24 protein-coding genes are annotated in these 23814 nt (G+C 51.8%); 9 read left to right on the top strand and 15 right to left on the bottom strand.

Annotated features, from left to right (window positions below; genetic code table 11):
* Positions 1-62: 62 nt before the first annotated feature.
* The 6 genes from TU92_RS05805 to gmk form a co-directional block, all read right to left on the bottom strand.
* Positions 63-1388: a PTS sugar transporter subunit IIC gene (locus TU92_RS05805; protein WP_112165190.1), complete on the bottom strand. Its 1326-nt coding sequence runs from the start codon at positions 1386-1388 to the stop codon at positions 63-65.
* A 222-nt stretch (positions 1389-1610) separates the two neighbouring features.
* Entirely contained in the window at positions 1611-3692 is a 2082-nt protein-coding gene (gene recG / locus TU92_RS05800) for an ATP-dependent DNA helicase RecG (protein ID WP_112165188.1), read from the bottom strand.
* Positions 3689-4387, bottom strand: coding sequence for a tRNA (guanosine(18)-2'-O)-methyltransferase TrmH (gene trmH / locus TU92_RS05795; protein ID WP_112165186.1), 699 nt, complete (start codon positions 4385-4387; stop codon positions 3689-3691). The genes recG and trmH overlap by 4 nt, the downstream gene beginning before the upstream one ends.
* Before the next feature lie 5 nt (positions 4388-4392).
* Positions 4393-6501, bottom strand: a complete 2109-nt coding sequence (gene spoT, locus TU92_RS05790; protein WP_112165184.1) for a bifunctional GTP diphosphokinase/guanosine-3',5'-bis pyrophosphate 3'-pyrophosphohydrolase — start codon at positions 6499-6501, stop codon at positions 4393-4395.
* Positions 6502-6520: 19 nt separating this feature from the next.
* Positions 6521-6796, bottom strand: a complete 276-nt coding sequence (gene rpoZ / locus TU92_RS05785; protein ID WP_056777549.1) for a DNA-directed RNA polymerase subunit omega — start codon at positions 6794-6796, stop codon at positions 6521-6523.
* 54 nt (positions 6797-6850) lie between these two features.
* Positions 6851-7474 (bottom strand): guanylate kinase, encoded by a 624-nt coding sequence (gmk, locus tag TU92_RS05780; RefSeq protein WP_112165182.1) that lies wholly within the window; start codon positions 7472-7474, stop codon positions 6851-6853.
* 305 nt (positions 7475-7779) lie between these two features.
* On the opposite strand from gmk, the gene ligB reads away from it, so the two are divergent.
* Positions 7780-9447 carry an NAD-dependent DNA ligase LigB gene (ligB, locus tag TU92_RS05775; RefSeq protein ID WP_425272548.1) on the top strand — a complete coding sequence of 556 codons (1668 nt, stop codon included), beginning with the start codon at positions 7780-7782 and terminating at the stop codon, positions 9445-9447.
* Between the two features lie 19 nt (positions 9448-9466).
* Here ligB and TU92_RS05770 read toward each other — a convergent pair whose 3' ends face one another.
* Positions 9467-10084: a trimeric intracellular cation channel family protein gene (locus tag TU92_RS05770; RefSeq protein ID WP_112165178.1), complete on the bottom strand. Its 618-nt coding sequence runs from the start codon at positions 10082-10084 to the stop codon at positions 9467-9469.
* A 347-nt stretch (positions 10085-10431) separates the two neighbouring features.
* Between TU92_RS05770 and TU92_RS05765 the strand changes: the two genes are divergently transcribed.
* Together TU92_RS05765 and fabF are read left to right on the top strand one after the other, a co-directional pair.
* Positions 10432-11052 (top strand): TetR/AcrR family transcriptional regulator, encoded by a 621-nt coding sequence (locus TU92_RS05765; RefSeq protein WP_112165176.1) that lies wholly within the window; start codon positions 10432-10434, stop codon positions 11050-11052.
* 140 nt (positions 11053-11192) lie between these two features.
* Positions 11193-12467: a beta-ketoacyl-ACP synthase II gene (gene fabF, locus TU92_RS05760; RefSeq protein ID WP_112165174.1), complete on the top strand. Its 1275-nt coding sequence runs from the start codon at positions 11193-11195 to the stop codon at positions 12465-12467.
* A gap of 82 nt (positions 12468-12549) precedes the next feature.
* Here the strand turns inward: fabF and TU92_RS05755 are convergent, their stop codons facing one another.
* Positions 12550-13413: a YicC/YloC family endoribonuclease gene (locus TU92_RS05755; protein WP_112165171.1), complete on the bottom strand. Its 864-nt coding sequence runs from the start codon at positions 13411-13413 to the stop codon at positions 12550-12552.
* Between the two features lie 194 nt (positions 13414-13607).
* Here TU92_RS05755 and rph point away from each other — a divergent pair, with 194 nt between their 5' ends.
* Together rph and pyrE are read left to right on the top strand one after the other, a co-directional pair.
* Positions 13608-14324, top strand: coding sequence for a ribonuclease PH (gene rph / locus TU92_RS05750; RefSeq protein ID WP_112165169.1), 717 nt, complete (start codon positions 13608-13610; stop codon positions 14322-14324).
* 85 nt (positions 14325-14409) lie between these two features.
* Positions 14410-15051 carry an orotate phosphoribosyltransferase gene (pyrE, locus tag TU92_RS05745; protein ID WP_112165167.1) on the top strand — a complete coding sequence of 214 codons (642 nt, stop codon included), beginning with the start codon at positions 14410-14412 and terminating at the stop codon, positions 15049-15051.
* Positions 15052-15109: 58 nt separating this feature from the next.
* Here the strand turns inward: pyrE and slmA are convergent, their stop codons facing one another.
* From slmA to coaBC, 3 genes are all read right to left on the bottom strand, one after another.
* The gene (slmA, locus tag TU92_RS05740; protein WP_056774442.1) at positions 15110-15706 is read right to left on the bottom strand and encodes a nucleoid occlusion factor SlmA; all 597 of its coding nucleotides are present in this window, start codon (positions 15704-15706) and stop codon (positions 15110-15112) included.
* Between the two features lie 170 nt (positions 15707-15876).
* Complete coding sequence (dut, locus tag TU92_RS05735; protein ID WP_013577627.1) at positions 15877-16335, bottom strand: dUTP diphosphatase; 459 nt, start codon at positions 16333-16335, stop codon at positions 15877-15879.
* Complete coding sequence (gene coaBC, locus TU92_RS05730; RefSeq protein ID WP_112165238.1) at positions 16313-17530, bottom strand: bifunctional phosphopantothenoylcysteine decarboxylase/phosphopantothenate--cysteine ligase CoaBC; 1218 nt, start codon at positions 17528-17530, stop codon at positions 16313-16315. The genes dut and coaBC overlap by 23 nt, the downstream gene beginning before the upstream one ends.
* A 182-nt stretch (positions 17531-17712) precedes the next feature.
* Here coaBC and radC point away from each other — a divergent pair, with 182 nt between their 5' ends.
* From radC to mutM, 4 genes are all read left to right on the top strand, one after another.
* Positions 17713-18393 carry a RadC family protein gene (gene radC / locus TU92_RS05725; RefSeq protein ID WP_112165165.1) on the top strand — a complete coding sequence of 227 codons (681 nt, stop codon included), beginning with the start codon at positions 17713-17715 and terminating at the stop codon, positions 18391-18393.
* A gap of 266 nt (positions 18394-18659) precedes the next feature.
* Positions 18660-18896, top strand: coding sequence for a 50S ribosomal protein L28 (gene rpmB, locus TU92_RS05720; protein WP_004953342.1), 237 nt, complete (start codon positions 18660-18662; stop codon positions 18894-18896).
* Positions 18897-18907: 11 nt separating this feature from the next.
* Positions 18908-19075 carry a 50S ribosomal protein L33 gene (rpmG, locus tag TU92_RS05715; protein ID WP_004392084.1) on the top strand — a complete coding sequence of 56 codons (168 nt, stop codon included), beginning with the start codon at positions 18908-18910 and terminating at the stop codon, positions 19073-19075.
* A 140-nt stretch (positions 19076-19215) separates the two neighbouring features.
* Complete coding sequence (gene mutM, locus TU92_RS05710; RefSeq protein ID WP_112165163.1) at positions 19216-20025, top strand: bifunctional DNA-formamidopyrimidine glycosylase/DNA-(apurinic or apyrimidinic site) lyase; 810 nt, start codon at positions 19216-19218, stop codon at positions 20023-20025.
* 8 nt (positions 20026-20033) lie between these two features.
* Here mutM and coaD read toward each other — a convergent pair whose 3' ends face one another.
* The 4 genes from coaD to TU92_RS05690 form a co-directional block, all read right to left on the bottom strand.
* A complete protein-coding gene (gene coaD, locus TU92_RS05705; protein WP_112165161.1) occupies positions 20034-20516 on the bottom strand; it encodes a pantetheine-phosphate adenylyltransferase in 483 nt (160 codons plus the stop codon).
* Between the two features lie 6 nt (positions 20517-20522).
* A complete protein-coding gene (locus TU92_RS05700) occupies positions 20523-21290 on the bottom strand; it encodes a glycosyltransferase family 2 protein (RefSeq protein ID WP_112165159.1) in 768 nt (255 codons plus the stop codon).
* On the bottom strand, positions 21290-22564 hold the full coding sequence (gene waaA / locus TU92_RS05695) for a lipid IV(A) 3-deoxy-D-manno-octulosonic acid transferase (RefSeq protein ID WP_112165157.1): 1275 nt from the start codon (positions 22562-22564) through the stop codon (positions 21290-21292). The genes TU92_RS05700 and waaA overlap by 1 nt, the downstream gene beginning before the upstream one ends.
* A 120-nt stretch (positions 22565-22684) precedes the next feature.
* Positions 22685-23812, bottom strand: coding sequence for a glycosyltransferase family 4 protein (locus TU92_RS05690; RefSeq protein ID WP_112165236.1), 1128 nt, complete (start codon positions 23810-23812; stop codon positions 22685-22687).
* Positions 23813-23814 lie beyond the last annotated feature (2 nt).

The following is a 23814-nucleotide window of genomic DNA, read 5'->3' as shown; positions in this document are numbered from 1 at the left end:
CTTACCAAAAAAAAGGGCACAAAAACCAATATTTTGTGCCCGATTCATCACTTCAAATTTGCTTAATTCGCTGCGTCAGCTTGCTCAGTAAACACTTCATCGGCTTCCGCTGCTTTCTCCTGAGTCAGTAACTGCTTCTCGTAGACTTTGAAGAACGGGTAGTAAATCATCATAGACAGGGCCATCAGCATGATGACCAAAATCGACACTTTGAAATCCCAGCCCATCGCCCAGGCTGCGCCAATCGGCGCCGGGGACGTCCACGGAACCAGTGAGATCATGTGCGGGAGAAGATCGGTGGAAACGGCCAGATAAGCGATCACGGCATTGACCATCGGAGCCAGCAGGAAGGGGATGAAAAATACCGGATTCATTACGATTGGGGTACCAAAGATGACCGGCTCGTTGATGTTAAAACAGCTTGGCACCAGACTGAGTTTCCCCATGGTACGCAGATGTGCCGACTTACTGCGGCAGAACAGCAGCACCAGCCCGATTGTGGCGCCAGAACCGCCAATGACGATCAGGAAATTCCAGAACGCCTCAGTCATGATGTGCGTCATCGGCAATCCGGCGGCCAGCGCGGTCTGATTCAGCCCGAGATTGGTCAGCCAGAACGCCTGCAACATCCCCGAGACAATCGCCGAACCGTGGATCCCGGCAAACCAGAGCAGATGACAAATCAGTACCGCCACCAGAATAGCCGGAAGCGAGTCTGCGGCGGAAATCAGCGGTTCAAACAGTGCCATAATGGCCTGTGGTAGCAGCATGTCAAAGCCTGACTGCACCAGCAAACTGATCGGGAACAGTGTAATCACCACGGCAATAATCGGGATCAGCAGATCAAACGAATGTTTGATGTTTGAAGGTACCTGCTCGGGAAGGCGAATGCCGATATTGTATTTCTTCAGCAGCCGCGTCAGTTCGGTGACATAAATCGCGACCAATATCGCGGTGAAAATACCCACACCGCCCAGCGCCTCCGTCGACATCTTTTTATCAACCTGCGGCGCAGCGACTAACAGGAAAGACATCAGCGACAGCATAGCCGTCATAAATGGGTCAAGTTTGTAGCTTCTCGCCAGGTTGTAGGCAATGGAAGCCGCGATGTAGATCGACATGATGCCCATCGTCATATTGAACGGCGTCAGTATCTGGAGCTCATATTTCGCCGATAACGCCAACCAGCTGCGGGCAAACTCCCAGGAGGATTCCGGCGAAAAAGGCGGATGTACGAAAACCAGCAGAAACGAGCCGACAATCATAAACGGCATTGCTGAAATAAAGCCGTCGCGCACCGCCATAACATGACGTTGAGAGGACAAGCGGGCTGCGAACGGACTAATTTTTTGTTCGATAAACTGAAACAGAGACTGGCTGATGCTCATAATGATATTGGCCTTATGGTGAAGAAATCACGCAGGGTTGCCTTAATTATCATCAGTGTAGATGCGGAGTGTGAAACCGGTTACAGACTTTGTGCCAGTCTGTGAAGGTCATCAAATAACCAGGGAAGAAAGAGGTTGAGGACGATTTTTGAACAAAAGTCTGAGGAATAGTTATTAAGGAAACATCATTTTTAATGATGTTTTGGCCAAAAAAAGGAGGGATCAGGCGTTGGTGTAACGTACTCTTTCCGGCAGCCAGCGTTCTATCAACGCTTTGGCATGTTCGGGGAATTGTTGCTGAAGATAGCGGGCGATGCGCTGCACATCCGGGATCATCGCCTGATCGCGAAGCAGATCGGCCACTTTGAACTCGGCGCTGCCGGTCTGACGCGTACCCAGCAATTCACCCGGACCACGAATTTCTAAATCCTGCTGAGCAATGACAAAGCCATCGTTACTGTCGCGCAAAACCTGCAAACGTTTCTGTGCGGTCTTGCTGAGCGGCGTTTTGTATAACAGTACACAGTGAGAAGCCACCGCACCACGGCCAACGCGGCCGCGTAACTGATGCAACTGCGCTAAACCCAGCCGCTCGGGGTTTTCGATGATCATCAGGCTGGCATTCGGCACGTCGACTCCCACTTCAATCACGGTCGTTGCCACCAGCAGCTGCACTTCGCCTTTTTTGAACGCCTGCATGACGGCCTGTTTTTCCTGCGCCTTCATACGGCCATGAACCAACCCGATATTCAGCGCAGGTAGCGCTTCTTTCAGGCCTTCCCATGTGGCTTCTGCCGCCTGTGCTTCAAGCATTTCAGATTCTTCGATCAGCGTACAGACCCAATAGGCCTGACGATTTTCCAGCTCACAGGCACTTTTTACGCGGCTGATTATGTCGCTGCGGCGCGTATCCGGGATGGCAACGGTGGTCACCGGCGTGCGTCCCGGCGGTAACTCATCAATCACCGAGGTATCCAGATCGGCGTAAGCGGTCATCGCCAGCGTTCGTGGAATGGGAGTGGCGGTCATAATTAACTGATGCGGGTGAAAGCCTTGCTGCAACCCTTTCTCCCACAGTGCCAGGCGCTGATGAACACCAAAACGGTGTTGTTCATCAATGATCACCAGAGATAACGAGGAGAAAAGTACCTGTTCCTGGAAGATGGCATGAGTGCCGACCACCATAGATACCTGGCCGCTGGCAATCGCTTCCTGCTGCGCCTGCCGGGCTTTACCTTTTTGCTTACCCGCCAGCCAGCCAACCTGAATTCCCAGCGGTTCGAACCACTGGCGGAAGTTATTGGCGTGCTGTTCGGCGAGTAATTCCGTCGGTGCCATCAGGCCGACCTGCTGCCCCTGCGCGATGGCGCAAAGTGCGGCGAGAGCAGCGACCAGCGTTTTACCTGAGCCGACATCGCCCTGCACCAGACGCATCATCGGATAACTTTTTGCCAGATCCTGCTCAATTTCGGCAACAACGCGATCTTGTGCACCGGTAGGGCTGAACGGGAGAGAAGCGAGGAACTGTTTTTTCAGACGATCGTCGTGATGTAACGGCAACGCTTTATAACTTTGCGTACCGGCGCGCACGGCCAGCATGCTGAGATTGTGCGCCAGTAACTCTTCCATTATCAGACGGCGCTGTGCCGGATGATGACCTTTCTCGAGGTCGGCAAGCTGAATGTCCGGAGGTGGGCGATGCAGAAGATGCAGTGCCTCAGGCAATGAAATCAACGAGCGGCTTAGCTCTTCCGGCAATAGCTCGACGATAGGAACAGTATCAAGGAGTTCAAGCGCCTGATCGGTCAGTTTGCGCAGCGTCGCCTGACGAATGCCTTCGGTGGTTGGATAAACAGGCGTCAGCGACTCCTGCAAAACGACTTCGCTGTTTTCGCCCTGAATGCGGTATTCGGGATGAATTATTTCCGCGCCAATCGTGCCGCGTTTGATTTCGCCATATGCGGTCACACGTCGGCCTGCGGCCAGACTGTTTTTCATCGCGGCGTTGAAGTTGAAGAAGCGCAGTGTGACCAGCCCGGTGCCGTCACTGATCTGACAGGTCAGCATTCTGCGACGACCAAAGCTGATATCACTGCGCAGTACTTCGCCTTCAATGGTGGCAAACAGTCCGGGTTGTAAATCGTTTATGGCGTACAGACGGGTGCGGTCTTCATAGCGCAGGGGCAGGTGAAGCAGTAAATCCTGAATAGTTTCAAGGCCGAGCTTAGCGAGTTTGTCTGCCTGACTGGCTCCGACGCCAGAAAGTGACGTGAGTGGGATGGCGTCGAGCAGGCGGCCTTTCATCTTTTTTTGACCGTCATTTGCATCGCTGTCCACCATTCGTCATCAGCAATAATCTGACCTGTTTCATCGATGAACGGGCGCGGTAACTTCTTTCTTTTAGCCACGTTAGACAGAACCGGATAGCCGCCTTCAAACAGTAAACGCTGTTGTTCTTTCTCGCTCAACACGGTGCTTTCGCGACGATACATCCCGGCATTTTCGCGCTGGCGCTGGGCTTCATAAAGAATCAGCGCGGAGGCCACGGAAACATTTAACGACTGCACCATGCCAATCATTGGAATGATGATGTCGCTGTCTGCCAGTGCGAGTGCTTCAGGCGTAATGCCGGTTTTTTCCTGACCCAGTAAAATACAGGTCGGACGGGTGTAATCAATTGCGCGAAAGTCGACGGCTTTTTCAGAGAGGTTTGTGGCTAAGATTTGCATACCCTGCGCCTTCATTTTGGCGACGGCATCTTGAATGGTTTTGTGTGTTTTGACCTGAACCCAACTGTTGCTGCCTGCGGCAGAAGAGACCAGCGTTTTCATTCTTGTCGTCGGCCAGACCGCATGTATTTCATGCACACCCACTGCATCGGCGGTGCGAATGACAGCAGAAACGTTATGCGGTTTATGCACCTGTTCCATACAGACTGTGAGGTCTGGCTGGCGGGCCGTCAGCATTTCACGAATACGTGCATAACGTTCTGGGGTCATAACAATCAGTTTCGGTTGCGGGTTACTTTGATAACGTCCGGCATGATACGAATTTTACGCATAATATTTGCCAGATGAACACGATCGCGGGTCGTCAGGCGGATAAAGGCGCTGTAGACGCGGCCGTCTTTTTCTTCCGTGCTCAGGCTCTGGATATTCGACTGCGCGGCATTGATTGCTGCTGTCAGGTTGGCCAGAGCACCCTGATGATTGAACATATCGACTTTAATTTCAGCGATAAATTCCTGATCGGTTTCCTGATGGTCATCCCAGTCAACGGCCATGAATTTCTCAGGTTCTTTCTGATAGCCGCGGATATTACGGCAGGATTCATGGTGGATCACCAGACCTTTGCCTGGACTGATGTGGGCAATGATCGGGTCACCTGGAATTGGACGACAGCATTTGGCGAAGGTAATCAGTACGCCATCCGCGCCTTTAATCGGCAGATTGCGTGTGCCAGAGGTCGCCATGGAAGACTGGTCGCCCATCAGATTTTTAGCCACAACAACGCTCATCGCGTTACCGAGGCCAATTTCAGCCAGTAAATCATCCATCGCCGTGAGCTTCATACGGTCCAGCTCATTTTTGATGTTCTCTGGTGGAATGTCTGACAGTTTCTTACCGGCTCCCAGCGCATGATTGAGCAGGCGACGGCCCAGAGAAACCGAGTCATCACGCTTGAGGTTCTTGAGCATCTGGCGAATTTTGGCGCGTGCGCGCGAACTCACCACAAAGTTCAGCCATGCGGCATTCGGGCGTGCACCTGGAGCGGTAATGATTTCGATAGTCTGGCCGCTGGTCAGCGGCTGCGAAAGCGGATACGGCTGGCGGTCAACGCGCGCACCTACGCAGGCATGACCAATATCGGTATGCACAGCGTAAGCGAAGTCGACCGGCGTCGCACCGGCAGGCAGTTCGACGATTCGGCCTTCCGGCGTAAAGACGTAGATCTCATCCGGGAACAGATCTGATTTCACGCTCTCGATAAATTCAAATGAGTTACCCGCACTTTGTTGCAGTTCGAGCAAACTCTGTAACCAACGCTGGGCGCGAATCTGCGCCGTCGTGCTGGTTTCACTGTTCTCTTTATAAGCCCAGTGAGCGGCAACCCCCATCTCTGCCATCTGATCCATATCTTCAGTACGGATCTGCACTTCAACCGGTATGCCGTGAGGCCCGATCAGAGAAGTGTGGAGAGATTGATAGCCGTTGGCCTTGGGGATCGCGATGTAATCTTTTACCCGACCTGGACGCGGTTTGTACAGGCTGTGCGCCTGTCCTAATACGCGATAACAGGTATCGAGTTCTTTTACGATCACCCGGAACGCGTAGATATCCATAATCGAATGGAAACGCTGTTCTTTCAGGTGCATTTTGCAATAGATAGAGTACAGGTGCTTTTCGCGACCGCTGACGCGGCACTGAATACCAGCTTCTGTTAAACGGCCTTCTATCTCGGAGAGGATCTTCTGAATCATCTCTTTACGGTTACCACGCGCGGCTTTCACCACTTCTTTAATGACGCGATAACGGTTCGGATAAAGGGCTTCGAAGCCAAGCTCTTCGAGCTCGGTTTTCAGATGATGAATACCCAAACGGTGAGCCAGCGGGCTGTAAATTTCCAGCGTTTCGCGGGCAATGCGGCGACGTTTATCCGGGCGTAAAGAGCCCAGTGTGCGCATATTGTGGGTACGGTCAGCGAGTTTGATCAAAATGACGCGGATGTCTTGCACCATCGCCATGACCATTTTGCGAAAGTTTTCCGCCTGTGCTTCTTTCTTATCGCGGAATTTCAGCTTGTCTAACTTTGAAACGCCTTCAACCAGTTCAGCAACGCTTTTGCCAAACAGTTGTTCCATATCCTGGTAGGTTGCAGGCGTGTCTTCGATAACGTCGTGTAATAACGCCGCCATCAGAGTCTCATGATCGAGCCTCATTTCAGCCAAAATACATGCCACGGCGACCGGGTGAGTAATATAAGGCTCACCGCTGGAACGTGTCTGCCCCTCATGCGCGTCCCGCGCAACAAGGTAAGCCTGCACGAGGCGCTTAATTTGCTCCTCCGGCAGGTATTTTTGAATCAGTTGATTCAGGCTTTCAAAGATATACAAGTGAGATCCGTTTCGTTAATTAACGACGACCTTCAGCGATGGCAGTAACTGCCTGAATCTCTGCGGCTTCCTGCTCTTGCTGTTCCTGACGATCGCGAACATCAAGGATTTTGTTCGTGATCAGGCCTTCTTCGATTTCGCGCAGAGCGATAACGGTGACCTTGTCGTTTTCTTCAGCGACCAGTGGATCTTTACCACCAGATTGCAGCTGGCGTGCGCGACGAGCAGCCACCAACACCAGGTCAAAACGGTTACCAATTTTTTCTACAGCGTCTTGAACAGTTACGCGTGCCATATATGTGCTACTCCACAGGGTGACGAAAGACTGGGCATAATACTGAAAGTGACTTCAGTCTGCCAATAGTTTGGTGATTAATCCGTCATGACGGAGTTTTTGACGGCTCAGACGAAGACGTTCGGCGCGAATAATGGTTTTTAAATCCGACAGAGCCAGATCAAAATCGTCATTCACGATTAAATAATCGTATTCGGCATAGTGCGTCATTTCTGCCACAGCTTGTGCCATACGTTTTGCGATCACTTCTTCGCTGTCCTGACCACGGCCACGCAGGCGACGATCCAGTTCATCTTTCGATGGCGGCAGCACGAAAATACTGCGCGCCTGCGGCATTTTTGTGCGGATTTGCTGCGCACCCTGCCAGTCAATATCCAGAAAAACATCCACGCCAGATGCTAAAACCTGCTCAATGGTGACACGTGAAGTTCCGTAGTAATTACCGAACACTTCGGCATGCTCTAAGAAATCATCTTTTTCGATCATCTCAATAAATTCATCTTTTGAGACAAAGAAATAGTGCTCGCCATGTTTCTCGCCCGGACGTTCTGAACGGGTCGTGTGTGAAATAGAAACCTGCGTGTCGTAGAGCGGTTGCGTTTTAAGTAAAGCCTGAATCAGACTTGATTTACCTGCTCCACTGGGAGCGGAGATGATATACAGCGTGCCTTGAACCATGATGATGACGTTTCAACTGAATGGGTTGATAGGAAGTATGCGAAGAGTGATCTCTCGCACAGTATACACGCTCGCCGCATCCGGTGCAGCGTCCAGTCGTATTTCATCGCAACTTCGCGACAGAAAATAGCCCTTCTTTAAAGATTTCCGCGCCGTATTCCAAAATTTCTTGCCGTTGCTGCAACAAATGAAATAACCGGGAAGGCATCGCGCAATCATGAAAAGTGGTACTGGCAGGAAAGATGTCACCGACGTCTACTTGCATCCACAAGGAGGTGCCTATGCGCCATTTGATTATCAGTCTGATGTTTCTATCATTTTATTCTGTCGCCAGTGACGTCTCGCCAGAGACATGTCCCGTATGGTCATCAGCGCGCCTGACTCAGGAAACCCGCCAGCTCACAACACAGTTGGCGCAGTGGGATAAGGATTATCATCAGTCCGGCAGCAGCCCGATTGAGGATGCGGTTTACGATAATTTGCGCCAGAAACAACAATTGTGGCTGCAGTGTGCCGGTCAACCCGTCCCGGTCATAGCTGTGCCGGGCGGTGATGATGCGGTTTATGCTCATCCTGTTGCCCATACCGGACTGAGTAAGTTGCGTGACAAACAAGACGTTGCGAACTGGATGCGCGGGCGCAAAAATCTTTGGGTCCAACCTAAAATCGACGGCGTTGCCGTCTCACTGGTATATCGGCATGGAAAACTTGCCGCGTTACTCAGCCGTGGTGATGGTCAGAAAGGCCAAAACTGGACGACCAAAGCGGCTTTTATACCTTCAATACCTCTTAAGATCGCAGACATCGGCCCCGAACTGGTATTACAAGGTGAGTTGTATCTGAAGATGACCGGTCATCAGCAAAGTGCTGAGGGTGGCGTCAATGCGAGATCCAAAGTGGCTGGCGCAATGATGCGTACTTCCGCCACTGAACTGCTGAATCAAATGGGCGTGTTCATCTGGTCATGGCCAGACGGCCCCGTCGTGATGTCCGATCATCTTCAGCGACTGAGTCAGCTCGGGTTCCCTGTTGTTTCAGAATTTACTCTTCCGGTGAGCACGGTGGATGACGTCGCGAAATGGCGTGATGCCTGGTTTGTACGGCCAATGCCTTTTGCAACTGACGGGGTGGTTATCCGTCAGGAGGAAGAGCCCGCAGGGAAATACTGGCAGAACAAACCTGCTACCTGGGCTGTGGCATGGAAATATCCACCCGTGCGGCAACTCACGGAAGTTTCAGGAATTTCCACGACGACGGGGCGCAGCGGCAAGGTAACGGTCATTCTTAATCTGAAAGCGCTAAAGCTTGATGATAAATGGGTGAGCAAAGTGAATGTCGGTTCCGTTTCCCGTTTTAAACAATGGGATGTGCTTGTTGGAGATCAGGTGGCCATTACGCTGGCCGGTCAGGGGATCCCCAGGCTGGATGAAGTGGTATGGCGGGTAAGCGAGCGGCCACAAATGGAATTACCAGACCCTCAGTCATACGGTCCACTTTCTTGTTTTACCCCGGAAACAGGCTGCAGAGCGCAGTTTCTCTCACGGTTAATCTGGCTGAGCGGCGCTGAAGGACTTGATATGGCGGGCTTTGGTGGAGCGACATGGCAAAAGCTGGTGGATGGCATTCCGCTCAACTCTTTAACGGACTGGCTCACGTTGGATGAAAAAGAAATGTCGGCAGTTCCGGGGATAGGTATTAAACAAGCGCAGAAACTAATGGCGCAAATTCAGTTGGCTCGGCAGAAAAGCTTTCGACGCTGGTTGTCTGCATTAGGTTTCCCGTCGTTTGCCCTGACATTTGCGCAGCAACAGCAAACGTGGCGTCAGATCCAACAGCTGACACCGCAAGACTGGGAGATGACGGCAGGTATGGGTAAAAAACGCACCTCTCAGGTATTGGATTTTATCCATCATCAAGAGGTTGCCGCTATGATCGATGCGTTAAAACAGGCGCAATTACCCGCCTTTCAGTGACGGGTAAACGGATAAATATTTAGTGATCTGAATGCGGGTAATTAAAGACCGGTAACCCAAGGCGGAACCGCAGGGCGATCAGGCGGGCAATAAAGCCAACCAGCAGGGTAATAATGATCACCAGATTATGTGGCAGGGAGAAATATTGCAGGCCGATGTATACCCAGGCCGAGGCGAAGGAAATGCCTGCGTAGATTTCCTTCTGGAATACCAGCGGGATCTGATTGCACATCATATCCCGCAGTACGCCACCGAATACGCCGGTGATCACGGCACTGACGGAAGCGATAATGGCGCCGTGGCCCATATCGAGCGCGACCTGTGTCCCGATAATTGAGAACACGACCAGACCCAGTGCATCAAGCACCAAAAAGAGCCTGCGCAGATGTTGCATCAGCGGGGCAAGCCATGTGGTCATAATCGCAGCAACGGCAACAATGACAATGTATTCCGGGTGTTTGACCCATCCGAGCGGGTAGTGACCCAGCAACATATCCCGCACAGAACCCCCGCCAATCGCCGTGGCCGAGGCGATAATGATGACGCCAAAGGAGTCCATCTTGCGCCGTCCGGCAGCCAGAGCACCGGTCATGGCTTCTGCGGTGATCCCAATAATATAAAGAACAGTGAGTAACATGTGTGTGCGCCGGACGTGTCAGGAAAAATGAGAAAACAGTAGCCGCGTAGAGTAATGAGGTTTTCAATTCCACTCGACTGATTTTTTCTTTTGCATCGGATTTAAAATTAATAAAACTAATGTGAAATGACGCTCAATCATGCATTGCAAAAGGAATTGAGATAGTAATGACGTATTTTAGATTAGAAAAATCGTAAATACTTGGCTGTTTACTGTCCTTGATCGGTGTTCAAAGGAAATGTCCGATCCCCGGCCCCGGTCAAAATCTACTGCTTATTGGTTACGATTATGTATAATCGTTACTAACTCGCACACCGATTAATTGATTTACCTATCCGGAGGAGTTTATGAAACCCGTTATTCCGGTTGCGTTAACTCAGCGTGGACCTCCCGAACATGAACGGCGTGAGCAAATCATTAATGCAGCATTCGAACATTTCCGACTTTATGGGTATGCCAAAACCTCCGTGGCCGATCTGGCAAAGTCCATCGGTGTCTCGAGTGCTTATATTTATAAGTTTTTTGAATCAAAACAGTCGATTGGCGAAGCGATTTGTTCTCAGCGCGTCGGACAAATAGATCAGGCCTTGTTGCTGATCGCAGAAAGTGATCAAAGTGCCACTCTGCGCCTGCGATCCATTTTTAAAACGCTGCTTACGCGTAGTCTTGATCTCTTCTTTCAGGACAGAAAGCTGCACGACCTCGCGGCGACAGCCTCGGCTCAGCAGTGGAAATCGACGCTAAATCATCGGGCTATGATTTACAGCATTATCGAGAAAGTCGTCACTGACGGCCGTGAATCTGGTGAGTTTGAGCGTAAAACCCCGCTTGACGAGGTGTGTATGGCGATCACTACCGTGACGACGCCATTCTCACATCCGCTGTTGCTGGAGCAAAAAACGCCTGAGCAACTTGAAGAGCGTGTAACCGCAATCACCAGTCTGGTTCTACGAAGCCTGGCGAAATAATGGCAACAAAATTGTCGGGTTACGGGTTTACAAAATCGTAATTCGTCACATACTGTCAGCCTTTACAGAAACCTGTTTCTGCCGGACTTCTTAAAGTCCCAGCAAAAACGTATGCATTAACGGACAGAGAGGAACATTTTATGTCTCATCGTCGAGTGGTTATTACCGGCATGGGGGCTGTGAGTCCTCTGGGCTGTGATATCGAAACTATCTGGAAGCGCCTGCTGGCCGGTCAGTCTGGTATCCGTGTTTTGCCGAAAGAGATTGTAGAATCGCTGAGCGTCAAAATTGGTGGTCAGGTGCAAACCAAAGAACAAGATCCCGAGTCTGGTTTCGATCCAGATCAGTTCGTGGTGCTGAAAGACCAGAAAAAAATGGACCGTTTCATTCTGTTCGCGATGGCAGCAGCAGAGATGGCCATTACCAATGCGGGCTGGAAAGCGGAAACTGCTGAGCAGCAGGAACGTACGGCGACCGTAATCGGTTCCGGTATCGGTGGTTTCCCAGCCATTGCACATGCGGTGCGTACGAATGACAGCCGTGGTGCCAAACGCTTATCGCCTTTCACCATTCCTTCATTCCTGGTGAATCTGGCTGCCGGTCAGGTCTCTATTAAGCATCAGTTCAAAGGTCCAATTGGCGCACCGGTTACCGCTTGTGCGGCAGGTGTTCAGGCTATCGGCGATGCCGTGCGTTTGATTCGTAACGATGAGGCCGACGTTGCTCTGTGTGGCGGCGCCGAAGCGGCGATCGATACTGTCAGCCTTGGTGGTTTCGCGGCAGCTAAAGCAATGTCCGCAGGTCACACCGATCATCCGGAGAAAGCATCCCGTCCATTCGACAGCGGCCGTGATGGTTTCATCATGGGCGAAGGCGCCGGTATGCTGGTCATCGAAGAGCTGGAACATGCGAAAGCGCGTGGTGCCACCATTCTTGCTGAGATCGTGGGTTACGGGACAAGCGGCGATGCTTATCACATGACATCTGGTGCGGAAGACGGTAATGGCGCAGGTCGTGCGATGAAAATCGCATTGCGGCAGGCCGGTATTCAGCCTTCAGACGTACAGCATTTGAATGCACACGCGACCTCTACCCCGGTAGGCGATCTCGGCGAAATCAATGCGATCAAAACCCTGTTCGGTACCGATGGCAAACTGGCAGTGACCTCTACCAAATCCGCGACCGGCCATCTGCTGGGTGCGGCTGGTGGTCTGGAAACCATCTTCACCATTCTGGCCATCCGTGATCAAATTGTTCCACCCACGCTGAATCTGGAAAACAAAGATGAAGCCGCTGCCGGCCTGAACATCATCGGTAATACTGCCCAAAAGCACGGTATTACCTATGCTTTGTCGAACGGTTTCGGTTTCGGCGGCGTGAATGCCTGTGTATTGCTCAAGCGCTGGGAAAATTAATTTTTCTCTCCGTTAAAGTATAAAAAAAACGCCTCGGGTTGTGATGACCAGAGGCGTTTTTTATTATGGAGGCGCTGAGGATTTACTCGATATTCTGAATCTGCTCGCGCATTTGTTCGATCAGCACTTTCAGCTCGATTGCTGATGTAGTGACATCGGCATTGATTGATTTAGATGCCAGCGTGTTCGACTCGCGGTTGAATTCCTGCATCATGAAATCAAGACGTCGGCCAACAGCTTCCTCTTTCTTCATGATTTTATGCGTTTCTTTGACGTGTGCTTCCAGCCGGTCCAGCTCTTCGGCGACATCAACGCGTTGTGCCATCAGCACTAATTCTTGTTCCAGACGGGTGTTTTCCAGCTGAACCTGTGCGTCTTCCAGTTTGCTGACCAGACGCTCACGCTGCCATTGCAGAATGTTCGGCATATGGGCGCGAACTTTCAGCACTTCGGCACTGACGCCGTCGAGACGTTGCTCGATCATCACTTTCAGTGCGGCACCCTCGCTTTCGCGGGCGCTGATAAAATCATCCAGTGCGGTTTCCAGTGCCAGCAGCAGCTCGGTGCTGATGGCGTCCAGATCCTGTTCTTCTGCCAGCATCACACCCGGCCAGCGCAGAACTTCCAGCGGATTGATTTCGCCTTCGTCGCTCTGCATTTTCACCCACTGCGCCGCTTCAACCAGTTGCTTAGCCAGTTTTTCATTGAGCTGCAATGAGCTTTGCGCGCCAGGGTCGAGATCAAAGCGCAGGTTACATTCGACTTTACCACGGGTCAGACGGGCACGAATGCGCTCGCGCACGACCGGCTCCAGGCTGCGGAATTGCTCCGGAAGACGGATATAAGTTTCAAGATAACGTTGGTTTACAGAGCGGAGTTCCCACGCTGCGCTGCCCCAGTCACCCTTAATTTCGCGTCGGGCATAAGCGGTCATACTACGAATCATGTATGCGTACCTGTTGATGTAAAGATTGAGCGATTATAGCTTCGGTGGGCGGGTCATGATAGGCATTACCTCATGAAGTCCGCATATCCCCGTCATCCTGAAAGCTGCCTCTGCGTTAGCCGCCTTGATGCAACTCGAATGATTTTGGGTATAATGCGCAGCCAAACATGATTTCGCGACCCGGAGTATTATCCATGCGTCCAGCAGGCCGAACTGCACAACAAGTGCGCCCCGTAACACTGACCCGCCATTACACTAAACACGCTGAAGGTTCCGTGCTGGTGGAGTTTGGTGAGACCAAAGTGCTGTGTACCGCGACGGTGGAAGAAGGTGTTCCGCGTTTTCTAAAAGGCCAGGGTCAGGGCTGGATCACCGCAGAATACGGCATGTTGCCGCGTTCTACCCACACCCGTAATCCGCGTGAAGCCGCCAAAGGTAAGCAGGGCGGACGTACTCTGGAAATTCAGCGTCTGATTGCCCGTTCGCTTCGTGCAGCGGTAGATCTGAAAAAACTGGGTGAATTCACCATCACTCTCGACTGCGATGTGTTGCAGGCCGACGGCGGCACGCGCACCGCGTCCATCTCCGGCGCTTGTGTCGCGCTGGCGGATGCGCTGAATGCACTGGTTGCTGCGGGTAAACTGAAAGCCAATCCGATGAAAGGGATGGTGGCTGCGGTATCTGTGGGCATCGTAAAAGGTGAAGCGCTGTGCGATCTTGAGTATGTCGAAGACTCCGCCGCTGAAACCGACATGAACGTGGTGATGATGGAAGACGGCCGCATGATTGAAGTGCAGGGCACCGCCGAAGGCGAACCGTTCAGTCATGAAGAGTTACTCAATTTACTGGCCCTCGCGCGAGAGGGAATCGACACTATCTTCCAGGCGCAGAAAGCGGCGCTGGCGGTATAATTTTTTAAGGCGACTGAGAAGTCGCCTTTTTTATGGCCTGCGGGCTGACAATGTCAGAAACACGATCTTATCAAGGAGACCATCAATGAAAGCCTATCAGCGCCAATTTATTGAGTTCGCACTGAACAAGCAGGTTTTGAAATTCGGCGAGTTCACCCTGAAGTCCGGGCGCATCAGTCCTTACTTCTTCAATGCCGGTCTGTTTAATACCGGCCGCGATCTGGCGTTACTGGGCCGTTTTTATGCTGAAGCATTGATGGATTCAAAAATAGATTTCGATTTAGTGTTTGGCCCGGCCTACAAAGGTATCCCGATCGCGACGACCACGGTGGTTGCGCTCGCTGAGCATCACGAACGCGATGTGCCGTATTGCTTTAACCGTAAAGAAGCCAAGGATCACGGCGAAGGTGGCTTGCTGGTCGGCAGTCCGTTACAGGGGCGTGTCATGCTGGTCGACGATGTCATCACCGCCGGGACGGCCATCCGCGAGTCTATGGAAATCATCAATGCGAATAAAGCCACGCTGGCGGGCGTATTGATTTCTCTCGATCGCCAGGAGCGCGGACGTGCGGATATCTCTGCTATTCAGGAAGTAGAACGTGATTATCACTGCAAAGTGATTTCAATTATCACGCTGGCAGATCTGATCGACTATCTGGAAGAGAAAACGGAAATGGCTGATCATCTGGCCGCTGTGCGGGCGTATCAGCAAACCTATGGCATATAAGATTTTGCAGAAATGAAAAAGGGCCTTCAGGCCCTTTTTTAACATCTGATGCTTAACGCTATTGCAGCTGCGCTGAGATAAGCGGCCAGCGGGTATCAAAGTCCTGCGTGGGACGATACTTGAACTCTGAACGCACAAACCGTGACAACATACCTTCGCAGTAAGCCAGTAACTGGCTGGCAAGAAGAGTTTCATCGTACGTAAATCCGCTGCCTTCGCGCATTTTCTTCTCCCGTAAAACCTGACGCAGTTGCGCTTCAATCCGCTCGAAAAGCTGATTAATACGACCCTGCAGGCGGTCTTGTTCGAACATCAATGCGTGACCGGTCATAATGCGTGTCAGGCCAGGATTGCGTTCTGCAAACCCCAATACCAACAGCAAAATCAGACGGATCCGGTTTAACGTATCCTTTTCATCTTGCAGGATGAGATTGATACGGCTGATCAGACTGTCTTCGATAAACTCGATTAAGCTGTCGAACATCCGCGTTTTACTGGGAAAATGACGATAAAGAGCTGCTTCCGAAACACCCACGCTGGCGGCAAGTTTCGCGGTAGTGATCCGCTGGCTGCCATCGCTGGACTGAAGCATTTGCGCTAACGCCTGCAAAATCTCTTCGCGCCGGTTCCTTTTTGTCGTTTCTTTCTCTGCCATGTCTGAATAGACCCTTGCTAAAAAACGGCTAAAATCATGGAGAAACCGCACAACTGCCGCATGAATCGCTGTGATCCTGCGGCTTATTTCGTTCCCTTGGGTTGTTACGGTCTGATAGTGATAAGGATCTGTTTAATATCGCATCAAAATCTGCGGTGCTGAACAGGTTCTTATTGACGGCCTGAGTGGCCAAAACCACCTTCACCGCGTTCACTGGCGTCAAAATCTTCCACCAGATTGAATTCAGCCTGAACGACAGGCACAAAGACCATTTGAGCAATACGCTCGCCTGGCTCGATTACAAACGTTGTCTGCCCGCGGTTCCAAACGGAAACCATCAGCTGACCCTGATAATCGGAGTCGATAAGCCCCACCAGATTGCCAAGAACTACGCCGTGTTTATGACCCAGACCGGAACGTGGCAGGATCACCGCCGCCAGATTCGCATCACCAATGTGGATAGCCAGACCGGTTGGCAAAAGTGTGGTTTCGCCGGGTTTGAGTTCAACAGAAGCATCCAGACAGGCGCGTAAATCCAGACCTGCGGACCCTGGCGTGGCGTAGGCAGGTAAAGGGAAAGTCGAACCGATGCGCGGGTCGAGAATTTTAATGTCGATTTTTTTCATCATAACGGCTGACAATCTCTTCTAATAAACGTTGACCAAGCAGGGACTTATCGCTGAGCGGTAAGATTTTATCCCCGTCCTGCCAAAAAAGATGCAGAGCATTGGTATCGGTATTGAAACCTTGCCCGGCAAGTGAAACGTCGTTGGCGCAGATCAGATCCAGATTCTTGCGGATCCTTTTTTGCCGCGCGTATTCTTCCACATTCTGGGTTTCGGCGGCAAACCCAACGACGTAGGGGCGCTGCTCTTTCAGTGCGGCAACGCCAGCTACAATGTCCGGGTTCTTGATCATTTTCACAGTGATTTCATCACCTTGCTTTTTGATCTTCTCATCGGCAATGAGCTCTGCACGGTAGTCCGCAACCGCGGCGCAGGAGATGAAAATATGCTGCGAGCCCACAGAATCATGGACGGCCTTTTGCATTTCCAGCGCGCTTTCCACATCAATACGGCGAACATTGGCAGGCGTAAGTTGCGTTACTGGCCCGGCGATAAGCGTGACATGCGCACCGCGGTCGGCAGCGGCTTTGGCAATGGCAAAACCCATCTTGCCTGAACTGTGATTACTGATGAAGCGTACCGGATCCAGCGCTTCGCGCGTCGGACCGGCGGTCACCATGATGTTCAGATGCGCTAAATCTTTACGCGAGGAGAAATGGCTGTTCGCCATATCAACAATCACCAGTGGATCAAGCATTCGTCCCGGGCCGATATCCCCGCAGGCCTGACTGCCACTGTCCGGGCCCCATAATAAGGTGCCTCTGGCGGCAAGTCTTTGCAGATTTTCCTGTGTGACGGCCGCGCGATACATTTGCTGGTTCATTGCCGGTAGCACCGCAATAGGCGCTGCGGTGGCCAGACACACCGTGGTCAGCAGGTCATTGGCCATGCCGGCAGCCATGCGGGCGAGTAAATCCGCCGTGGCGGGAGCGATCAGCACTAAGTCCGCCCATTTGCCTAACTCAATATGCCCCATCGCCGCTTCAGCCGCGGGATCAAGCAGGTCATCAGACACCGGATAGCCGGAAACGGCCTGCAGGCTCAGCGGCGTCACAAAAGATTTCGCCGCATCCGTCATGACCACGCGCACTTCTGCGCCCCGCTCACGTAAGCGACGTACCAGTTCTGGTGCTTTATAGGCAGCGATACCACCGCTGATACCGAGCACAATATGTTTGCCGGAAAGTCCCGTCATCATCATTGTCCGATTAATTGAAAGCCTGAAGAAGCGACATTTTAGCATAACGCGCAATGATGACAGCTATTGGCGATGCGGCGGAACAGGAGGAATAAAATTTCTGCGTGATGTCTCGCAGGCTGATGGTGCCAAAAAGCAGGAGGTCTGGCGCTGTGGCACAATCGCCGCGAAAAGGAGTCAAGATGACGAAATCACAAAGCGGCTGGCAAGATTCGTTGAAACCCCGCGAAAAATTATTAGAGCAGGGGGCGAAGGGATTGACCGATCAGGAACTGCTGGCGATTTATTTACGCATTGGTTCGCGAGGACAGCATGTGATGGAGCTGGCAAAGAATCTGCTCGACGAGTTCGGTTCGCTACATAAATTGCTTATGGCCGATTTTGACGCCATGTCGCGTATTAAAGGCATGGGGGTAGCGAAATTTGCCCAACTTGTTGCGGTCTCTGAGTTATCCCGTCGTGCCTATCTGCGACACCTTAGCGCTGAAAATGCCATGCTCAGCCCGGAGGTTATCAGGGAATATCTGCAGAATTTGCTGGTTTTTCGTGAAAGGGAGGTTTTTCTGGTACTTTTTCTCGACAACCAGCATCGGGTTATTCGCCATGAGGAGATGTTTGCTGGTACTATTGGGCACGTAGAAGTGTATCCCCGCGAAATTGTTCGTGGAGCGATGAAGGTTAATGCGGCAGCGTTAATTCTGGCGCATAATCATCCGTCCGGTCGGGCTGAACCCAGCCTGATGGACAGAAAAGTGACTGAACAAATTATTCGTGCGTGCCAACTGCTGGAAATTCGTGTTCTCGACCATTTGGTTGTAGGTCACGGAGAAACGGTGTCTTTTGCCGAACGCGGTTGGATTTAGCGTCGTTTTTTGAAGATCCTTTGGGATCTTTAGCTGTTCGGGACTTGAGCACTTACGCTACAGAGCGTATACTACGCCACCTTTGAGAATCTTGGGTTTGGCGTTAAGAGCCTATCTCAGCAGGTTTCATACCTGATGAAATGGTTTTTACCCGACGACAGTGAGTCGGTTCTCAGTGGAGTTTGCTGAGATGGGCTCTAAAAGCCTGACGAGGCGGCCATACCCTATACGAAGCTCGAGCTGATTTGATTTTTGGAGATATAGACATGTCCCGAGTCTGCCAAGTTACTGGCAAGCGCCCGGTGAGCGGTAACAACCGTTCCCACGCAATGAACGCGACCAAACGCCGTTTTCTGCCAAACCTGCACTCACACCGTTTTTGGGTTGAGGCTGAGAAGCGCTTTGTAACTCTGCGCGTATCTGCTAAAGGTATGCGTGTTATTGATAAGAAGGGTATTGAGACGGTCTTGGCCGATCTGCGTACCCGCGGTGAGAAGTATTAAGGAACTGAATCATGGCTAAAGGTGTTCGCGAGAAGATCAAGCTGGTTTCTTCTGCTGGTACTGGTCACTTCTATACCACTACGAAGAACAAGCGTACGAAGCCGGAAAAATTGGAACTGAAGAAATTCGATCCAGTTGTCCGTCAACACGTGATCTACAAAGAAGCTAAAATTAAGTAATTTTAGCGGATTAATAAAACCCGGCTCCGGCCGGGTTTTTTATTGCCTGAAATCCGGGATACCGGCCCGGAATGACTTTTGTTTGCCTGATACCGACGTCTGCGACACACTCTGATTACGATTCTGTTACGGGAGAGGATATGCCTGAATTACCTGAAGTTGAAACCAGCCGCAGAGGGATTGAGCCCTATCTTAAAGGCCACACGATTATGCACGCCGTCGTGCGTAATTCGCGTTTGCGCTGGCCGGTCTCTGCGGAAATTTTGGCGTTAAGCGATCAGCCCGTTCTCAGCGTTCAGCGCCGTGCAAAATACCTGCTGGTAGAGCTCAACACGGGCTGGATCATCATTCATCTGGGAATGTCGGGCAGTCTGCGAGTATTGCCGGAAGAGACCGAGCCGGGCAAACACGATCACGTCGATTTGGTGATGGACACCGGCCATGTGCTGCGCTATACCGACCCGCGTCGTTTCGGCGCATGGCTTTGGTCTACCGATCTGGCAGGCAGCAACGTTCTGTCCCACCTTGGCCCTGAGCCGTTAAGTGAGGATTTCACGGCGGATTATCTGTTTGAAAAATCACGCACCAGAAAATCACCGATTAAGCCATGGCTGATGGATAACAAACTGGTGGTCGGCGTCGGGAATATCTACGCCAGCGAATCCCTGTTTGTCGCCGGAATTTCCCCTGACAGGCCCGCGCATTCACTAAAACGTGATGAAACCGCGTTGCTGGTCAGCACCATCAAAGCTGTGTTGTTACGCTCGATTGAGCAGGGTGGAACCACGCTGAAAGACTTTTTACAGTCGGATGGAAAACCGGGATATTTTGCACAGGAATTGCAGGTGTATGGCCGCGCAGGAGAACCCTGCCGGGTCTGTGGCACGCTGATCGAGAGCAAAAAACATGCCCAGCGCACCACCTTTTTCTGCCCTCGCTGCCAGCGTTAGGCATGAACTCAGGCGCTGATTTTTTCCATCAGTGCCTGCGTGACTACCTGGGGCAGGAACGGGGTGATGTCACCGCCGTGACGGGCGACCTCTTTCACCAGCGAAGAAGATATAAATGACCATTCCTTTGACGGCATCATAAACACGCTTTCCAGCGTAGGTAGCAAGTGCCGGTTCATGTTCGCCAGCTGCATCTCATATTCAAAATCAGACACTGCACGTAAGCCCCGCACCAGCACATTCGCCCCTTGTGCTTTGGCGAAGTTCGCCATTAAGTCGCTGAAACCAATGACTTCAACGTTCTTCAGATGTGAAGTGACCTGTGTCGCCAGCGCAACGCGTTCTTCCAGCGTAAACATCGGTTTTTTGCTCGGGCTGGCGGCAATCGCCAGAATAACGTGATCGAACATCAATGCCGCACGGCTGACGATATCGAGATGCCCGTTAGTCATCGGATCAAAAGTGCCGGGATAAATCGCTTTAGTGCTCATACTGGCTCACTTTTGCAGTTGGTGGCTGAGTGCCCACAGGGCAGCATATTTATTGAAAGTATACTGTGCATTGACGCCCGCCAGAATCAGCCCCTGTTTGCCGTCCAGAAAACCGGCGCGCAGGATCCAGGTTTTCACAAACGCGCCCAGCGTATGAGAAATCACCGAGAAGAAACTGCAACGACGCCCCTGTTGATGACGTTGTATGGCCCAGGCTTCGGCATAGCTAAGCTGTTTGCGCTGAAAAGCGAAGAAATCACGGCAGGTCAGGTGCAGCAAATCACCCTGCAATGGAACGACATTCGCGTCTTTCGTCATAAGGGATTCATGAACGAGATCATCGTTATAACGAAAATTGGCAGGATAAAGGCGGTTCACGCGATCCGGATACCAGCCGCTGTGACGCATAAACTTTCCGAGAAACAAGTTACTGCGGCCAAGGCTATACACGGTATTTTCCGGCGGATTATGAAGGACGTTTTCAACCGACTGGCGAAGTTCAGGTGATACCCGTTCATCAGCATCGATCATCAAAATGTAGTCGCCAGTAGCATGGCTTTGCGCCAGCTGGCGCTGTTTGCCAAAGCCTGGCCAGTCCGTATTCGCAAAGACTTTTGCGCCAAACCCGCGCGCAACGTCCAGCGTCCCGTCTTCACTGCCGGAATCCAGCAGGATGATTTCGTCCGCCCAGGAGACTGATTCCAGACATTCGGCTAATAAACCGGCTTCGTTGCGTGCAATCAGTACGACCGATAAGCGTTTTTTGTCAGCCATCAATGACCCCGGACAGGCAGGTAAGGCTCCAGTAAATGCAATAGTCGTTGCAGTGCACCCTGGTTCTGGTGCAGCACTTCAACGGCGTGACGCCCGTAGTACAGACGATAGTCTTCGTCTGTCAGCAGCGTGGAAATCTCTTTCACCAGTGATGCGGTATCAGTGACGGTGATCAGACCATCGTCCTGAGCCAGTTTGGCACAAATATCTTTGAAGTTGATGGTGTGCGGCCCCATCAGCACCGGGATAGCATGCGCCGCAGCTTCCAGCGGGTTATGTCCACCGCGTTCTACCAGACTGCCGCCGACGAAGGCCAAATCAGCGATTCCGTACAGCAACATTAATTCACCCATGGTGTCGCCGATAACGACCTGTGTCCCTGAGGAGGGAACTTCACCGGTGCTGCGCTGTGTGAACGTCAGACCGGCTTTACGGGTGAGTTCACAAGCCACCGGGAAACGCTCCGGATGTCTCGGCACCAGAATAAGCAGCAACGTGGGATGGTTTTTCAGTAACTCTTTATGCGCTTCCAGCAGCAGGGTTTCTTCACCCTCGTGCGTACTGGTCGCAATCCACACCTGACGGCGCGATGCCCACTGGCTGCGCAGTGCGATGGCTTTAGCCGCCAGCTCCGGGGTGACGGAAATATCAAATTTCAGGCTGCCGGTAACGGCGAGCTGATTGCGCTTCAGGCCTAAAGACAGGAAACGCTCGCCATCTTCCTGATTTTGCGCGGCAATAAGAGTGATGCGTTGCAAAATAGTACGAATGAATTTGCCGAGTTTTTGGTAACCCCTGGCGGAGCGGGCGGAAAGACGTGCATTGGCAATGACCAGAGGGATTTTACGGCGATGCAGGGCGCTGATGAGGTTTGGCCACAGCTCGGTTTCCATGATGATAACCAGCTTGGGGTTCACTTCATCAAGGAAGCGATTGACCGAACCTGCCAGATCATAGGGTAGATAAACGTGATGTACGCCTTTGCCAAATGCAGACTGAACGCGTTCGGAGCCTGTCGGTGTCATCGTTGTGACAGTAATGGGTAACGACGGATAGCGATGGCGCAATGCACGCACCAAAGGGATTGCCGCCAGTGTTTCGCCAACGGAGACAGAATGCAGCATGATGCCGCCAGGCACGACTTTACCTTTGCAAAAGCCATAACGTTCAGCCCAACGTTTACGGTAGGCCGGTGATTTACGGCTGCGTAAAAGTAAACGGATCCAAATTAATGGCTGAATTAAATATATGATTATATTGTAAAAAATATTCATTTTTTATGAGGCATTGCGTTAGGGAAAGTCAATTTCATAGAGTGAAAATAATCCCGGCGGTTAGATAGGCACATGGTATCAGATAAGTGCTATCGACTCATCATGCCTGCGTAAACGTCATCAGATAAGCAGCGAGTGATACAGCGCCACCAGCTGTTGTGAAAGGTTTTTAGGTGAATAAGGCAATATGCGTTCTCTGGCGGCGCGGCCCATTGCGGCATTTTCCACAAGGGAAGGGATTTTCTTCACATATTCATTGAGTCTGGCTACGTCCAGGGCATCGCAAACATAGCCCTCATGCCCTTCAGTGATGAACTCTGCACCACCACAGGTCTGGCTGGTGATGACCGGCAAACCACAGGCCATCGCTTCGAGGATCACATTGGGGAACGGGTCATACAGCGTCGGCAGGATCATGCCGTCAGCGGCGTGATAATAAGGCAGCACGTTATTTTGCACGCCCATAAAGCGGATGCGATCAAAACACCCAAGCTGGCGTGCCAGAGTTTCATATTTCTTCTGCGATTTATCCTGGCCGACGACGATGAGATAGCGGTCACTGGACGCTATGGCCTGAATCGCAGGTTTTAGCCCTTTACGCTCAAAACCTGATCCCACATAAATCAGTGTGACAGCCTGTTCCGGGATAGACATTTCTGCCCGCGCTGTGCGGCGTTGCTCTTGCGTTGCAGGCGTAAATTTCTCAGCATCGATGGCGTTATAGATAACCTCGAAGCGGGAAGCATCTACACCATAGCACCGCATGATGTCGCGCTTTACCATCTCCGAGTTACAGATGATTTTTTTCAATTGCGCAGAGTGAAACATCTCTTCTTCGGCACGTAACACGTAGCGATGATACGGGCTGAGACGCGTAAGAAAGCGCTGAGCCGGGGAGATAACCCGTGCGCGCTGTTCCAGCCAGACGCGGTGTGCGCCATCGCCGGCGCGGAAAATATCACAGCCCGGTATACGTTCATGGCTTTGGACGATATCGAACTGTGCGGCTTGCCAGCATTTCTGCGCTGCTACCGCGAAGCCTTTCTCCCGTGAGACCCGACCCTGTTTTGCAGGATTACACAGGTGAATTTTCCACTTTGGATTGGGTTTGCCTTCCCATTGACGGGTAATGATATTGAGCTCGATATTCTGATCGTCCAGAGCCTCAAGCGCGCGGGAGATGAAGCGCTCGGCTCCGCCATCCGGGCGGTATTTCTGCCTGACGATCGCCAGCCTGATAGTCTTCATAG

This window comes from Rahnella inusitata (assembly GCF_003263515.1).
GTDB classification, from domain to species: Bacteria; Pseudomonadota; Gammaproteobacteria; order Enterobacterales; family Enterobacteriaceae; genus Rahnella; species Rahnella inusitata.
The sequence above is the reverse complement of the archived record's forward strand: the minus strand, read 5'-3'. Positions and strand labels throughout refer to the sequence as shown.

Coding starts and splice junctions, on each gene's coding strand:
- TU92_RS05805 (WP_112165190.1), bottom strand. CDS start 1,388: ATGAGCATCAGCCAGTCTCTGTTTCAGTTTATCGAACAAAAAATTAGT.
- recG (WP_112165188.1), bottom strand. CDS start 3,692: ATGAAAGGCCGCCTGCTCGACGCCATCCCACTCACGTCACTTTCTGGC.
- trmH (WP_112165186.1), bottom strand. CDS start 4,387: ATGACCCCAGAACGTTATGCACGTATTCGTGAAATGCTGACGGCCCGC.
- rpoZ (WP_056777549.1), bottom strand. CDS start 6,796: ATGGCACGCGTAACTGTTCAAGACGCTGTAGAAAAAATTGGTAACCGT.
- gmk (WP_112165182.1), bottom strand. CDS start 7,474: ATGGTTCAAGGCACGCTGTATATCATCTCCGCTCCCAGTGGAGCAGGT.
- ligB (WP_425272548.1), top strand. CDS start 7,780: ATGTTTCTATCATTTTATTCTGTCGCCAGTGACGTCTCGCCAGAGACA.
- TU92_RS05770 (WP_112165178.1), bottom strand. CDS start 10,084: ATGTTACTCACTGTTCTTTATATTATTGGGATCACCGCAGAAGCCATG.
- TU92_RS05765 (WP_112165176.1), top strand. CDS start 10,432: ATGAAACCCGTTATTCCGGTTGCGTTAACTCAGCGTGGACCTCCCGAA.
- fabF (WP_112165174.1), top strand. CDS start 11,193: ATGTCTCATCGTCGAGTGGTTATTACCGGCATGGGGGCTGTGAGTCCT.
- TU92_RS05755 (WP_112165171.1), bottom strand. CDS start 13,413: ATGATTCGTAGTATGACCGCTTATGCCCGACGCGAAATTAAGGGTGAC.
- rph (WP_112165169.1), top strand. CDS start 13,608: ATGCGTCCAGCAGGCCGAACTGCACAACAAGTGCGCCCCGTAACACTG.
- pyrE (WP_112165167.1), top strand. CDS start 14,410: ATGAAAGCCTATCAGCGCCAATTTATTGAGTTCGCACTGAACAAGCAG.
- slmA (WP_056774442.1), bottom strand. CDS start 15,706: ATGGCAGAGAAAGAAACGACAAAAAGGAACCGGCGCGAAGAGATTTTG.
- dut (WP_013577627.1), bottom strand. CDS start 16,335: ATGATGAAAAAAATCGACATTAAAATTCTCGACCCGCGCATCGGTTCG.
- coaBC (WP_112165238.1), bottom strand. CDS start 17,530: ATGATGACGGGACTTTCCGGCAAACATATTGTGCTCGGTATCAGCGGT.
- radC (WP_112165165.1), top strand. CDS start 17,713: ATGACGAAATCACAAAGCGGCTGGCAAGATTCGTTGAAACCCCGCGAA.
- rpmB (WP_004953342.1), top strand. CDS start 18,660: ATGTCCCGAGTCTGCCAAGTTACTGGCAAGCGCCCGGTGAGCGGTAAC.
- rpmG (WP_004392084.1), top strand. CDS start 18,908: ATGGCTAAAGGTGTTCGCGAGAAGATCAAGCTGGTTTCTTCTGCTGGT.
- mutM (WP_112165163.1), top strand. CDS start 19,216: ATGCCTGAATTACCTGAAGTTGAAACCAGCCGCAGAGGGATTGAGCCC.
- coaD (WP_112165161.1), bottom strand. CDS start 20,516: ATGAGCACTAAAGCGATTTATCCCGGCACTTTTGATCCGATGACTAAC.
- TU92_RS05700 (WP_112165159.1), bottom strand. CDS start 21,290: ATGGCTGACAAAAAACGCTTATCGGTCGTACTGATTGCACGCAACGAA.
- waaA (WP_112165157.1), bottom strand. CDS start 22,564: ATGAATATTTTTTACAATATAATCATATATTTAATTCAGCCATTAATT.
- TU92_RS05690 (WP_112165236.1), bottom strand. CDS start 23,812: ATGAAGACTATCAGGCTGGCGATCGTCAGGCAGAAATACCGCCCGGAT.